The sequence below is a fragment of the Pseudidiomarina terrestris genome (genome assembly GCF_030466405.1).
Taxonomy (GTDB): domain Bacteria; phylum Pseudomonadota; class Gammaproteobacteria; order Enterobacterales; family Alteromonadaceae; genus Pseudidiomarina; species Pseudidiomarina terrestris.
Genome location: NZ_JAGGJF010000004.1, coordinates 169,090 through 183,229, shown reverse-complemented (window position 1 = coordinate 183,229; position 14,140 = coordinate 169,090). Strand labels below are relative to the sequence as shown.

Below are 14,140 nucleotides of genomic sequence, written 5' to 3'. Positions count from 1 at the left end.
ATCCTCTCGCTTACATCGAGCTGTATTTATCGCGTAACCGCTGGCGCACAAGCTCTGCCACAGTATTAAACGCGAAAGTGAAAACAAAGAGCACAAATGCCGCTAAGAACAGGATACGATAGTGCGAACTACCTACCTCTGACTCCGGCATCTCGACCGCGATATTGGCCGACAAGGTGCGCATTCCCTCAAAAATATTCCAGTCCATAATCGGTGTGTTACCCGTCGCCATTAATACGATCATGGTTTCACCGACGGCGCGACCCAGTCCCATCATGACGGCTGAGAAAATACCCGGGCTTGCGGTTAACAGCACAACCTTGGTCAGGGTTTGCCAGGTTGTCGCACCCAGCGCCAGCGAGCCATTGGTCAGGTGTCTTGGCACACTGAACACGGCATCCTCAGCAATCGAAAAGATGGTTGGGATCACCGCGAAGCCCATGGCAATACCTACCACCAGTGAGTTGCGCTGGTCAAAGGTAATTCCCAGTTCGTTAGTCAGATAACGGCGCACATTGCCGTCGAACAACCAGTTTTCAATCAGTGGCGACATCTGAAATGAGAACCAGCCGACCAATGCCACTAATGGCAACAAGATCAGCGCAGCGCGCCCATCGGTAAAACTGTTGCGGATGCTCTGCGGTAGGTGACTGGTTAAAAATGCGAACATCACTATAGCCAGAGGCACCAGCAGTATTACCGCGATAATGCCGGGCAAGTAATGTTCAACAATAGGTGCTAACCACAGCCCCGCGAGGAAACCGAGAATGACCGTCGGTAACGCCTCCATAATTTCGACCGTAGGCTTCACTACTTTGCGAACACCGGCCGACATAAAATAAGCTGTGTAAACCGCTGCAGCTAAACCAATAGGTACTGCAAAAAGCATGGCGTAAGCGGCTGCTTTGATGGTACCGAACGAAATCGGAACCAGGCTGAACTTAGGTTCAAAATCATCCGAGCCAGAGGTCGACTGCCAGACGTAGTCGGGCTCCGGGTAGCCCTCATACCAGACTTCCTGCCATAACCCACTCCAGGTCACTTCTGGATGCTCGTTGATGAGGTCAAATACGTGCAAACGCTGATCATTCAGCAGCAGTAAAGTATTCGCGCGCGGGTCAATTACCACACGCTCAGCGGCAACATCATTGGCTTGACCACGGTAAAGTTCAGCTTCCGATGTGGTATGGAATACACCCAGTTCGCCAGCAGCCGAGATGGTATAGAAGGTACGGCGGTAATACTCAACCACGATATCGGTGATTGCCGTTTCTGCAGCCTGGAAGTCACGAATAAACTGGTAACGGCGGCCGTCATCACCAGCGACTTCGAACCACTGACTGACTTTGCCGTTAGCGTGGCCAAACAGCACTGAACTGGCTCCAGCTAATAACTGCATGCTGGTGACCTCGCCGAAGCGACGCGCGTCGAGCGTGATCAATTGCCGCTCTTTCACTGTGCCTGTGCGAGATACATCGTAGACCCAGAACCGGTTATTCTGGCGAATCAGTACTTGCCGTAAATCAGGAGTAACGACTATCTCACTGATGGCACCGGTAATGGGCAGTTCCGTGAACTTTGATTCTAATTCGACAGCTCCGGAAAGAAAGTTCCGGGAAGCCTGAATGGAATTAACGATGACGCGGTTATCTGCAGTTTGCGCGGCAAACAACATGGACTCACCGTCGTACTCGTGGGCCAGCTTGGTCAGATTTTCACCTTCAGGATCAACCTGAATCAATTCACCGGCATTCACTTCGCCCACTTTGGGTGTAATAAACAACTCACCATCGCGGAAACGGCTATTAAATTTGGGCTCAACCAGCAGTACCGCACCACCTTCCACCGCATAGGCATAGCGGTTATTCTGTGGCTGGGTCTGGGTGAAGGCCGTCGGCTTTGACGCGGTCAGTTGTTGTCTTAACAACGCTTTGCCTGGCTCCCAATCCGTGCCCTCTTTGGCTTTTAACGCAAAAAACACCAGTTCGCCATCGGCGCTAAACTGATAGCCAATTTCAGACTGTTCCTCGACTCCCATGGCGACGACTTCACCACTCACTGGGCTTGTAAAGCTGCGCTCGTGGTTGACTTCTACACCGCGGAATATGGGCTCGATGACATAAAGCAAATAGAAGAATATCAGCAATAGTGCGACCAGAACCATGACACCGCCCAGGCTTACGCCCCAGCGTGCCGCCCGGTCCTTGAACAGTCGATAATTGCTGGCTCCCAATGCGGGTTGTTTTGCCGCCATTATTACCTCGAGTGGTTTAACAAGTTTGAGTTTAATTGGCCGGAAGTATAGCCGAGAATTATGACAGTACTGTTACAGAACCGTCATAAAAGTGACATTTTAGAAAAAATAAAAGCCGGCAGATGCCGGCTTTTACTGACTTTGACCTTAGTTTAAGCCAAGCTTTTCCAGCTCTTGCTCAACTACAACTTTTGGCAAAGGAATGTAACCGTCTTTATCAACAATCTCTTGTCCAGTTTTTGACAGCACCATTTTCAAAAACTCGGCCGTTGCCGGGTCTAATGGCTTATTCGGGTGTTTGTTCACATACACCACCAGGAAGCGCGCGAGTGGGTACTTACCAGCTAAGGCACTCTCAGTCGTCGCGTCCACATATTCCTCACCTTCAGCAACTGCCAAAGGCACCGTTTTCACGCCAGAGGTCATGTAGCCAATACCAGAGTAGCCGATAGCATTCAAAGAGGTTGATACCGACTGCACCACTGAAGCAGAACCAGGCTGCTCATTTACGTTGGCACGGAAATCACCGCCACATAATGCGATATCTTTAAAGTAGCCATAGGTACCAGACACTGAGTTACGACCGTAAAGCTGCAGGTCACGGCCAGCCCAGCTGCCTTCAAGACCCAGGTCACCCCAGCGCTGTACCTGACTGGTAGCGCCACACAGACGGGTTGAACTGAATACCGCATCAACTTCAGCAATGGTCATGCCTTGGATCGGGTTATCTTTGTGCACAAACACAGCCAGCGCATCGATGGCAACACGCACAGGCGTCGGTTTGTAACCATGGCGCTTTTCAAAGGCCTCGATTTCTTTGGACTTCATATTGCGGCTCATAGGGCCGAAGTTCGAAGTACCTTCCGTCAGCGCTGGTGGCGCAGTAGATGAGCCCGCAGCTTGAATCTGGATGTTCACGTTCGGGTAAAGGCGCTTAAACTCCTCCGCCCAGAAGGTCATCATGTTGGCCAGAGTATCTGATCCAACAGATGATAAGTTGCCTGACAGGCCACTTACTTTCTCGTATTCAGGAAGGTTGTCGGTTGGTTTTTGTGCGTGTGCTGAAGTAGCAACAACACCCGCTAAACCTAAAGCAAGAAGAATTGATTTAACTTTCATAATGACTCCAATCGTCAGAGCTGTGATACAGCTATTGTTCAAGTGACACTGGAGAGTGTAGATGGTCAATGTGACATTTTAATGACAAACACGCAATTGGTGTCATATTTCTGCCAATTTTCTGTCATGCGGCTGGCTTGCCGACCACCAGCTCTTCCGGAACCCGCACGATAAAGGTCGAGCCTCTGCCTACGACAGAGTTAATCGACAGCTTACAATGATGATGATCAATGGCCTGTTTCACAATTGCCAGCCCCAAACCTGAACCGCCTTTACTGCTATTGCGATCTTTATCGATGCGATAAAAGCGCTCGGTAATGCGTGGGATATGTTCCGCAGGTATTCCCGGGCCATTATCGCTCACGCTAAACTCCATTTGCTTACCCACTGGCTGCCAACGCACCACAATACGTCCTTCGGGCTGGGTGTAATGAATCGCATTGGTGATAAGGTTAGAAAATACGCTGCGCAGTTCATCTTCATGGCCAAACATGGATTGATCGGATAGCTCGAAAACCAGCTCATGCTGCTTTGCTGTATTTAATTGCTCAGCATCTCGTTGCAGCCGTTTGAGCAGGTCAGGAACAGGTACCACCTTATCGAAAATATCGCCTCGCGCGGAGTCCATTCGCGACAATGACAGTAATTGATCGACAAGATTGCGCATCCGTGTGCTTTGCCCGACCATGTCAGTTACGGCTTTCTGCAACAGCGCTGGCGGCATTGCCGCGGGATCTTCGTTCACCATCTCCAGATACCCCTGAATCACCGTCAGCGGTGTCTTCAGCTCATGGGAAACATTGGCAACAAATTCTTTGCGCATTTGCTCTAGTTGCCGCAGTTGGGTGACGTCCCGTGCCATCAACAGATACTGATCCTCGCTGTAAGGCATGATGCGGATCTCCAGCTCGACCTCATCCCGCACCGGAGACGGCAGGTAGATTTCGTCACTAAAGTCGCCTTTTTGCAAATAACTGATGAACTCGGGATGACGGATCAAATTCGACAGGCGAATGCCAGTATCGGCTGGCCACTTTAAGCCAAAATGAAATTGTCCAAGCTTATTGCACCAGATCAGGGCGCCATCGCGACGAAATACGATGGCTGCATCAGGGATGGCCTCGGAGGCTTCCCGAAACCGGCGTAAAATTCGTGCCAGTGCACGACGGCGTTGCTGACTGCGTCGCTGGGTGCGATAAATACCATCGTAGATATAGCTCCAACTGCCCGGTGCACTTGGTGGCAGCAAAGTTCGACGATTCCACAGCCAGTCGACGAGTTTATACTGAAAGTAATAATGCCAAGCGAGAATCGCCAGCAATCCCAGGCTTAAGGTCTGCCAGAAGAAGCCGATCAACCAACCAATCACGCCCAACGGCACTGCAAACCAGAGAAAACCGCGCACGATAAAGACCGTCGAGTAGTTCTTATCCATCTAGAGTTACCGAACCAAGCTAGCGACTGGAGAAGCGATAACCCACGCCCCGGACGGTCTGCACCAAACGGTCGTGGCCATGCATTTCAATAGCTTTGCGTAAGCGGCGAATATGGACATCAACGGTGCGATCTTCGACATAAACGTTGGTTCCCCAGACGTGATCTAAGAGTTGCTCACGACTATACACGCGTTCAGGGTGCGTCATAAAGAAATGCAGTAATTTAAATTCGGTGGGGCCCATATCCAATCGGTCGTTATAGGCACTGACCCGGTGGGACACGGGGTCTAGATTAAGACCTTCGATCTCCAGCGGCTCATCCAATACTGTCGGTGCCACACGACGAAAGACTGCGCGCATGCGGGCCATCAGCTCCTTAGGGGAAAAGGGCTTAGTAATATAATCATCGGCACCTACTTCCAGGCCGCGAATTTTATCTTCTTCTTCGCCTCGCGCGGTCAGCATAATAATCGGGATACCGCGCGTGAAATCATCACTTTTTAGTTTTTTCGCTAACTGAATACCCGAACCGCCCGGTATCATCCAGTCCAGTAGAATCATATCAGGAAAGGGTTCAGTGATTTTCTCCAACGCAACCTGGTAGTCGCCCGCTTCCACAGCCTGATAACCATGCTGTTCCATGACAAAACTCAACATTTCCCGAATGGGAGCTTCATCTTCAACGATCAGTATTTTTCTTGACATCTTTTTCACCTAGTCGTGTTCAAGCTGCGTCGATTATTACTGTAATGTATGACACTTTTATGAATCTACGACAATTTTGTGAAAATTACTGCAATTGGATGTCAATCCATACCAGTCGATGATCGGATGACGCTTCCCGGCCGTCCATCAATTGCGCCTTAGGTGATGAAGGCGTCGGCCAAAATACACCACCGTCGATGATCTTAATCCCATAGGCCGAAGGTAATGCGTAATCCGCACGCTTGCGCCAGCTTGCGGTATGTTGCTCAGCCAGAGGATTATCCGGTGTGTGTTCTGCACCTCCGGCACTGATCGGCACGAACTCACCCTGAATGAGCGGGTTCTCAAGCAGTTGCTCGATCGCGCCAGGTAAATTGTCATCACTTTCGATCGATGCGTTTAAGTCGCCTAAAATCACAAACCGCTGTTCATCCCCTAGTCCACCCCGTCGGCCCTGATCGTCGTAAATGAAATCAGTCGATGCGCGACCAATGTACTCCTTCCAGAAGCGTATTTCATCGAAATTGCGGCGGCCGTTGCGATTTTCCTCGCCATCAAATACTGGCGGCGTAGGATGGCTCACCAGCAAATGTAAGTCGAAGCCATTTACTTCAGCCACCACATCCCAATGGGATTTTGAGCTTAGCGGCATCTCCGCCCAAGCGGCGGGGCTAAACCAGGGCTCATAGGTGTTCGGTACCAGCGGTTGCAAAGCGCCGGGGAGGTCGCGCCAGAGAAAATACTGGAAAGTGCGACTCTCTTCTTTATTGATAGGAAACCGGGAGAGCACCAGCATTCCATACTGGCCCGGATAATTGCCATAGCCCCAGGCATCATCCCCGGTGCCACTGGCGGTGCCATCACGATTCAAATCAAAAGGACTTGGCCGCCCCGTGTTGACCGGTGCGTAATAGTGATAAGGATAGTCAATGGGAGCTTCGCCGTTTTGACTGACCGCCAGGTAATTCTCCTGAAACGTGGCTACGACATTTTCATCCGGCAGGTAATCAAACTCATTTAAAACCAAGATATCCGGACGGGTATGCTGGATAATTTCTGCGATCGCCTGAATTTGCGAATGGCCATCGGCCAGCGCTTTTGGCAAAGCCTTATTCCCCTCCGTCTGCAAATCCTCGACCGCAATGTAATTTGAGGCATCCATGCTGACATTGAAAGTAGCGACACGGAGTGTCGTAGGCGGTTTTGGTGTTTTTTGTGGCATATCACATCCAGTTAAGAAACCAATAAATAAAGCTGTAACTCCGAGCGTGACTGGCTTCATCGAGTCTACCATCCTTAATGTCAGTAATCCGCAAGTGCGCTGAGACAAAATCTTACTGTATTCGTTCCAGAAAATCGGTGCAATTCTAATCGCTTTTGATTAAAATGCTGTCACATTTTTGACACGTTCAAGTGTTATAAAAGCTACGACTTTATTTAAGGCTCAACATCAAGCGGTAATGCCTTTCAAATTTTTTTTCAAACCACAACCCAGGAAATTTAGAAAGATGACAACATCTCTGCGATTTTCCCGCACCGCAAGTGCTATCGCAGTTGCTTTAGGCTTGGCCTCAGCAACAGCAGTAGCACAAGACACTTCGGCGTCTTTACGTGGTGAAATTTTAGGCCCACAAGGTAGTGGCGCTGCCAATACCAAAGTTGTTATTGAGCACGTACCTTCAGGTTCCCGAACCGAAGTTACCACCGATAACTCTGGTACTTTTATTGCCAGCGGTCTGCGTGTCGGCGGTCCCTACCGCATCACCTTAGACTCAGACGTTTATCAGGACGCCCAGTATTCAGAAGTGTTCCTGAAACTTGGTGAGACCTTCCGTTTAAATGCACAGCTTGAAGCCAATGATGTTGAGCGCATTACCGTAACCGGTCAGGCAATTAACTACGCACAGCTGAATAACGGTTCAAGCAGCTCATTCGGTGAAGAGCAAATTGAAGCGTTACCAACCTATAGCCGTGACCTGAAAGAAATTGTCCGCTTGAACCCACTAGCAACCCAACTGGGTGACGGTGATCAACTGGTTGTTGCTGGTAATAATCCACGCTACAACTCAATCACAGTTGATGGTATCGCGCAAAACGATGACTTTGGTCTGAACAGCAATGGTTACCCTACTCAGGGTTCACCTATTTCTATCGACGCGATTGAGCAGATCACTGTTGATGTTGTACCTTTCAACGCAAAAGACACCAACTTCACCGGTGCCAAAGTTAACGCGGTAACCAAATCTGGTACCAACGAGCTTAAAGGCTCAGTTTTCTATCAGTACACCAGTGACAGTCTTGCTGGCGACGCTGAAGCATCAAAATACGATGAAGATGCTCTGCCACCGAATGTCGATTACGAAGAAAAGACGCTTGGTATCAGCCTTGGCGGCCCTGTCATTAAAGATAAATTGTTCTTCTACGTAAACTACGAGACGCAAGACGAGACCAACGCTCCTTACCGTGGTCCTATCGGTTCTGACGCGGCCAACATTGCCAACATCACGACCGAAGAACTGGAACAAGTTCTGGCGATTGCGCGTGACGTGTATGGTCTGACTGACGAGCAGCTTGGCGGTTGGGATATCCCGGCTGAAGAAGAAGATGAAAAACTGTTGGTGAAACTTGACTGGAACATCAGCAACGAGCACCGTGCAGCCTTCACTTACCAGCACACTGATGGCAACTCAATTCGTAACCAGTACGGCGGCGATGGTACGCTGACGCTTTCTTCAAGCTGGTACAACAACGAGCAAATCCTCGACGCTTATGCGCTTCAGGTGTATTCAAACTGGAATTCAAACTTCTCCAGCGACATCAAGTTGTCGTACAAGAATGTTGAAGCTAACCAGGATCCGTTGAACGGTCGTACCATGGGTATGGTGACGGTCGAAGTTGGTGGCCGCAACGCTATTGAGTTTGGCCCAGACTACTCGCGCCACGCCAACGAAGGTGAGAACTCTACCCTGGAATTCCAGGCGAATGGTGAATACCTGTTAGGCGATCACGCGATTGGCTTTGGTTATGCTTTCTCTGAAACCGATATCTATAACCTGTTCGTACAAAACGCTCTGGGCTCATGGGAATTCGACAGTATCGAAGACTTCGAAAACCGCGAAGCCGGCGCATTTTATTACGCAGGCAGCCTCACGGGCGACATCAACGATGCCGCGGCTAACTTCACGCAGGGTACCCAGGCGCTTTACATTCAGGATACCTGGCAGCCAACGTGGGACTTAGAGTTGATGTTTGGTTTGCGCTATGAGCGTATGCACGCTGAAGACAAGCCGGTGTACAACGAGAAGTTCGCTGCCCGTTACAACATCTCGAACACTGAAAACCTTGATGGTAAAGACCTGTTCTTACCACGCTTGGGGTTCAAGTATCAGTTAACGGATGATGTTCGTGTGCGCGGTGGCGTTGGTCGCTATGCAGGTGGTCGTCCAAATGTATGGGTATCGAACTCGTATACTAACAACGGTGAGACCTTCTCACAGTTTGACCGCTTCTTGTCTGATGTGCCTTGGTCTGTGTTCTTCGATAATGTCGACCCAACCCAGGTTCCACAAGCGGTGCAAGACGGCTTGATTGCTGACGGTTACGTCAATGCAATTGACCCGGAATTTGACCTGCCGTCAGACTGGCGTGGCAGCTTAGGCGTAGATTTCAACAACTTCAGCATTCCTGTGCTAGGTGATGACTGGTTTGCAAGTGTTGAGTACATCTATACCCGTCGTAAAGATGACGTACAGTGGAAAGACCTGACTCGCGTACCTTTACTGGACGAAGACGGTAATCCACGTACCACGATTGACGGCGGCCGTATTCTGTACGTTGTTGACGATCCCCTCGACGATCACGAACCAATGAGTGTCGGCGACCACGGTAACGTACAGCGTTATGACTTGCTGTTAACTAATGGTGACGGCGGTAAGAGCCAAATCTTTACCACCACCTTAGGGAAAGCATGGGATAACGGCTTTAGCTTCCGTACCAGCTACACCAATCAGGACATCGAAGAAGCCGTTGCGGGTAGCTCAAGCACTGCCATCTCAAACTATCGCTTCCCGGTTGCTATCGATCGTCAGAACGTCCGCCCAGGTACTGCATCCTATCAGGTTGAGCACCGTTTCATGGCTGACGTCACGTACAAAACTGAGCTCTTCAGTGGCTACACTTCAACCTTCGGTCTGTTCTGGGAACGTTACTCAGGTCGTCCATGGGGTTATGTGTATGACAGCTATGGCGACGTAAGCTTTGGTAACCAGCCGTTTGGTACTTTAGGTCAATCGTCTGTGTACCTGCCGTACATCCCGACTGGACCTAACGATCCTGCTGTCGCGTACGAGAATAACTTTAGCTACGAGCAGTTCATGGACTATCTGCAACGTGCAGGCCTTGAAGGTTACGAAGGTGGTTACTTGCCACGTAACACTGAGCGCGGCCCCTGGACCACAAACCTGGATTTCAAATTCACTCAGGAATTACCAGGTTTTGTTGAAGGTCACAAAGGTGAGCTTTACATCAACGTTCGTAACCTGATTGCTATCTTTGATAAAGAAGCTGGCCAGAAGCACGTATTACCTTACGGCGATAACGTTCGCGAACTGGTAAGTGCGACCATCAACGATGACGGTCAGTACGTTTATGGCGTGCCTTACAACAGCCGTGCCTTTGACGTAGTCACCCAGGCTCCGACGCGTTACCTCCCAGAGCGCTCGACCTGGCAGGCGAAGATCGGTATCCGTTACCGCTTCTAAGCTGGCTCCGCGCCACAACAAAGTACAGAAATGTACCAAAAGCCCTCGCTTTCGCGGGGGCTTTTTTTTAGAATGCCCGTCATTGCTGGCAAACGGGATTGCGAATGGAACACGAACGCTACATGCGCCGCGCTTTAGAACTCGCCCACCACGCCGAACAATTCGGAGAAGTGCCGGTTGGCGCCGTCCTCGTCTACAACAACCAGATTATTGGTGAAGGCTTCAATGAGGTTATTCGCCGCAACGACCCTTCAGCGCACGCTGAAGCTCAGGCCATTCGTGCCGCCGGACAACACCTTGCCAATTACCGGCTGGTCGATACCACTTTGTATGTTTCTCTGGAACCCTGCGCTATGTGCGCTGGGTTAATTACTCATGCGCGGGTTAAAACTCTGATTTTTGGCGCGTTCGATCCGCGAACGGGCGCCACTGGCACGGCCATTGAAGTATTAAATCATGCCTCGATGAACCACAAGGTCGACGTGTTCGGTGGCGTGCTGGAACAGGAGTGCGCAGCGATCTTGCAGGATTTCTTCCGTAAACGCCGGAAAAAGGCGGCTAAATAGTCAGAACGTAAAAAATGATGTGAACCTGCTCATTTTTGACTACTATTTCATCAAACTGTCACACAAGGTTACTAAGCTTTGTGGACCAGGAACGCTAAACATCTTAACCACAACCCAGGAAAGCAACATCATGTTGAATAAAAATCCCAGCCGCATTGCTGCCGCAATTGCCCTAGCAATAGGTCTCTCCGCGACTGCAACTGCTCAAGAAACTTCATCAAGTCTGCGTGGTGTCGTCACTAGTGAAGCCACTGGGCAAGCTATCGCCAACGCATCGGTAACCTTGCGCGACGAACGTACCGGTACCACGACCACCTTCAGTGCTAACGATAGTGGCCTGTTTTCAGCCCGCGGTCTTGCCGTCGGCGGTCCATACACACTCACCGTAACTGACGCGATGGGCAACAGCGAAGTTGTTGAGAACGTTTACCTGACGCTTGGTGAGACAGAAAATGTTCGTGTTCAGGTCGCTCAGCAAACTGTCGAGCGTATCTCGGTGGAAGGCCGTCGCCTGACCATGACTTCTGGTGCCAGCAGTCCTGCATCGAACTTTAACTTGCGCGACATTCAAAATCAGCCTGCACCGAATCGTGACATCAAAGATGTTGTGCAAATTGACCCACGCATTTACATCAATGAAACCAATGCCCGTGACATCCAGTGTGGCGGTGGCAACCCGCGTTTCAACAGTCTGACCGTCGATGGCGTCCGCACCAATGACAACTTTGGTTTGAATTCCAGTGGTTACCCCACAGAGCGTATGCCATTTTCTTACGATGCGATTGAGCAAGTTGCAGTTGAGCTGGCCCCCTTTGATGTCGAGTACGGTGGCTTTACCGCATGTAATATTAACGCCGTCACCAAGTCAGGTGAGAACGAGCTCTTTGGCAGTGTCTTCTTCGATTACACCAACGACTCACTCACCGGTGATGAGCTGGAAGGTGAACCGGTTAACATCGGTGCGTTCAATGAAAAGCGCTATGGTTTTAACGGCGGCGGTGCGCTGATTAAGGATAAGCTATTCGCCTTCATCGCTTATGAAAAGCTCGAAGGTTCCGATACTTTCGATCGTGGTCCTGAAGACGCCAGTGTCGCCACCCCTGTGCAAGGCGTGACCCAAGCCGACTTAGATCGCATCGCAGCGATCGCTCGTAATGTTTATAATTTTGAGCCAGGTGGGTTCCCGGCGAGCTTACCCGTTGAAGATGAGAAGTTCCTTGCCAAACTCGACTGGTACATCAACCAGGATCATCGTGCGTCATTCACTTATAACTACAATGACGGTTACTCCATTGCTGAATCCGACGGCGATAGCGATGAGCTTGAGTTCTCCAACCACTTTTATGAGCGTGGTGCGGAGTTTAACTCCTATGTTGCACAGCTCTACTCTGACTGGACTTATAACTTCTCAACGGAACTTCGTGCCGGTTACTCAGAGTTAGAAAACCGCGTCGAGCCGCTCGGCGGCAACGACATCGGCGAGGTTCAGATTCGTCATAACGGCAATACCATCTACCTTGGTGCCGATGACTCGCGTCACGCCAATAAGCTGGCCTACGATACCTCCTTCTATAAACTATCCGGTACCTACCTGTTAGATGATCATACCTTGACCTTCGGTTACGAATACGAAAGCTATGACGTCTTTAACCTGTTTATTCAGGAAGCTCAGGGTGAGCATCGATTTAACTCAATTGATGACTTCGAAAGCGGTTTAGTCGACCGTCTGATATACGAAAATGCAGCCGGCACCAACAATCCAAACGATGGCGCTGCGCAATTCGAATATGCGGTCAATACCCTGTACGGGCAAGATGAATACTACTTCATCGATTACGACTTAACCCTGACACTGGGCCTGCGCTATGACTGGTACACGACCAGCGACGCACCTACTCTTAATCAGGCATTTCTTGATACCTATGGCTTTGAGAACACTGCAACACTTGACGGTGAAGGGCTGATTCAACCACGTCTTGGCGTGAACTGGGTCGTCAATGATCAGCTTGAAGTTCGCGGTGGTTTCGGTCTTTACTCCGGTGGTAATCCGAACGTCTGGTTGTCGAACAATTACTCGAATAACGGTGTGACGCTGTATGAAGCAAACCGTTTCGACGTCAACCTGTTTGATCTGGACTACGGTTCTGGCTCACCTATCATTGATGTGCCTGTGGAAATGATTGACGAGGTAGCAACCGCTGCTGGCCGTGGCCCTGTCAACGCATTGGATCCTGATTTCGAAATTCCAAACGAATGGAAGTTTGCAGTTGGCGCAACTTATGTCACCGAAAACGACTACGTTCTGATGGCTGACTTCCTCCACACTCGTAAGCAAGATGCAGCGATCATCAAAGACTTACGCGCAGAGCAGAGCGGTACAGCTCCGGACGGTCGTCCGATCTATTCGCGCAATGGCTCTGATGCCTTCCTGCTGACCAACGTTGACGGTGACTCAGGTGAGCAAACGAGCATCAGCTTTGCCGTTTCGAAAGATCACGACTGGGGCTTTAACTGGTCACTTGCGTACGCCTGGAACAAGTCAGAAGATGTCAATCCAATGACCAGTTCCGTCGCTTACTCGAACTACACCAGTGTCGCGACAGCAGATGCGGAGAACCCGGGTATCGCAACTTCGAACTATGAGATCCCTCATCGTTTCACGTTCCGTGGTACCTACACCAAAGAGTTCTTCTCCGGCTATGACACCACCTTCAGCCTGTTCGGTTCAGCCAATAAAGGTCGTCCCTACAGCTTCACTATGAATGCACCTGTTGGCGACATTACCCGCGGCCGCTCACTGCTGTACGTGCCGACCGGCGAAAATGATAGCAATGTGGCTTGGGGCGACGACCTGACCAGCAGCGATATCCAGGAATTCCTGGCATTTATTGAAGAGTCAGGCCTGAGTCAGTACGCTGGCGGTATTGCTCCTCGTAACGAGTTCAACAGCGACTGGTGGCATAAAGTTGACCTGAAGGTCGAGCAGGAATTACCTGGCTTTATGCAGGATCACAAGTCTCGTGTCTATTTCGTTGTGGATAACTTCACCAACATGCTGAACGATGACTGGGGTGTGCTGTACGAAACCAGCTTCCCGCGTTCTGTCAACGTTGCTGAAGTCGGCATCAACGACCAGAATCAATGGGTGTTCGAGGATATTACCCCGCGTATCAACCAGGTTCAGGGTCGTGCGGGTCAGCCATCACTTTGGAGTGTTCGTCTGGGCTTCCAGTACGACTTCTAAAACGCACTCAGACGCTCGCGAGCGTCCATAAAAAACCCGGCAAACGCCGGGTTTTT

Annotated in this window: 8 protein-coding genes; 3 read left to right on the top strand and 5 right to left on the bottom strand. The window is 50.4% G+C overall.

Translation table 11 applies throughout. From position 1 onward, the window contains the following. Window positions 1–10 precede the first annotated feature (10 nt). The 5 genes from J6J34_RS09490 to J6J34_RS09470 all read right to left on the bottom strand — a co-directional run bounded on the left by J6J34_RS09490 (window position 11) and on the right by J6J34_RS09470 (window position 6,736). Entirely contained in the window at window positions 11–2,254 is a 2,244-nt protein-coding gene (locus J6J34_RS09490) for an ABC transporter permease subunit (RefSeq protein ID WP_301721436.1), read from the bottom strand. A 147-nt stretch (window positions 2,255–2,401) separates the two neighbouring features. Further along, window positions 2,402–3,373: a PstS family phosphate ABC transporter substrate-binding protein gene (locus J6J34_RS09485; RefSeq protein ID WP_301721438.1), complete on the bottom strand. Its 972-nt coding sequence runs from the start codon at window positions 3,371–3,373 to the stop codon at window positions 2,402–2,404. Window positions 3,374–3,497: 124 nt separating this feature from the next. Next, entirely contained in the window at window positions 3,498–4,808 is a 1,311-nt protein-coding gene (gene phoR, locus J6J34_RS09480; protein WP_301774823.1) for a phosphate regulon sensor histidine kinase PhoR, read from the bottom strand. A gap of 19 nt (window positions 4,809–4,827) precedes the next feature. Next, window positions 4,828–5,514 (bottom strand): phosphate regulon transcriptional regulator PhoB, encoded by a 687-nt coding sequence (gene phoB / locus J6J34_RS09475; RefSeq protein WP_301721441.1) that lies wholly within the window; start codon window positions 5,512–5,514, stop codon window positions 4,828–4,830. Between the two features lie 85 nt (window positions 5,515–5,599). Continuing rightward, window positions 5,600–6,736 carry an endonuclease/exonuclease/phosphatase family protein gene (locus tag J6J34_RS09470; protein ID WP_301834563.1) on the bottom strand — a complete coding sequence of 379 codons (1,137 nt, stop codon included), beginning with the start codon at window positions 6,734–6,736 and terminating at the stop codon, window positions 5,600–5,602. Window positions 6,737–7,022: 286 nt separating this feature from the next. Here J6J34_RS09470 and J6J34_RS09465 point away from each other — a divergent pair, with 286 nt between their 5' ends. The 3 genes from J6J34_RS09465 (at window position 7,023) to J6J34_RS09455 (ending at window position 14,084) form a co-directional block, all read left to right on the top strand. Beyond that, a complete protein-coding gene (locus tag J6J34_RS09465; RefSeq protein ID WP_301774825.1) occupies window positions 7,023–10,274 on the top strand; it encodes a TonB-dependent receptor in 3,252 nt (1,083 codons plus the stop codon). Window positions 10,275–10,378: 104 nt separating this feature from the next. Beyond that, the gene (gene tadA, locus J6J34_RS09460; protein ID WP_301898910.1) at window positions 10,379–10,840 is read left to right on the top strand and encodes a tRNA adenosine(34) deaminase TadA; all 462 of its coding nucleotides are present in this window, start codon (window positions 10,379–10,381) and stop codon (window positions 10,838–10,840) included. 130 nt (window positions 10,841–10,970) lie between these two features. Next, window positions 10,971–14,084 (top strand): TonB-dependent receptor, encoded by a 3,114-nt coding sequence (locus tag J6J34_RS09455; protein WP_301774827.1) that lies wholly within the window; start codon window positions 10,971–10,973, stop codon window positions 14,082–14,084. Window positions 14,085–14,140: the final 56 nt, after the last annotated feature.

Bases quoted from the DNA above. Each gene is read 5' to 3' on its own strand.
- J6J34_RS09490 (WP_301721436.1), bottom strand. From the start codon at position 2,254: ATGGCGGCAAAACAACCCGCATTGGGAGCCAGCAATTATCGACTGTTC.
- J6J34_RS09485 (WP_301721438.1), bottom strand. From the start codon at position 3,373: ATGAAAGTTAAATCAATTCTTCTTGCTTTAGGTTTAGCGGGTGTTGTT.
- phoR (WP_301774823.1), bottom strand. From the start codon at position 4,808: ATGGATAAGAACTACTCGACGGTCTTTATCGTGCGCGGTTTTCTCTGG.
- phoB (WP_301721441.1), bottom strand. From the start codon at position 5,514: ATGTCAAGAAAAATACTGATCGTTGAAGATGAAGCTCCCATTCGGGAA.
- J6J34_RS09470 (WP_301834563.1), bottom strand. From the start codon at position 6,736: ATGCCACAAAAAACACCAAAACCGCCTACGACACTCCGTGTCGCTACT.
- J6J34_RS09465 (WP_301774825.1), top strand. From the start codon at position 7,023: ATGACAACATCTCTGCGATTTTCCCGCACCGCAAGTGCTATCGCAGTT.
- tadA (WP_301898910.1), top strand. From the start codon at position 10,379: ATGGAACACGAACGCTACATGCGCCGCGCTTTAGAACTCGCCCACCAC.
- J6J34_RS09455 (WP_301774827.1), top strand. From the start codon at position 10,971: ATGTTGAATAAAAATCCCAGCCGCATTGCTGCCGCAATTGCCCTAGCA.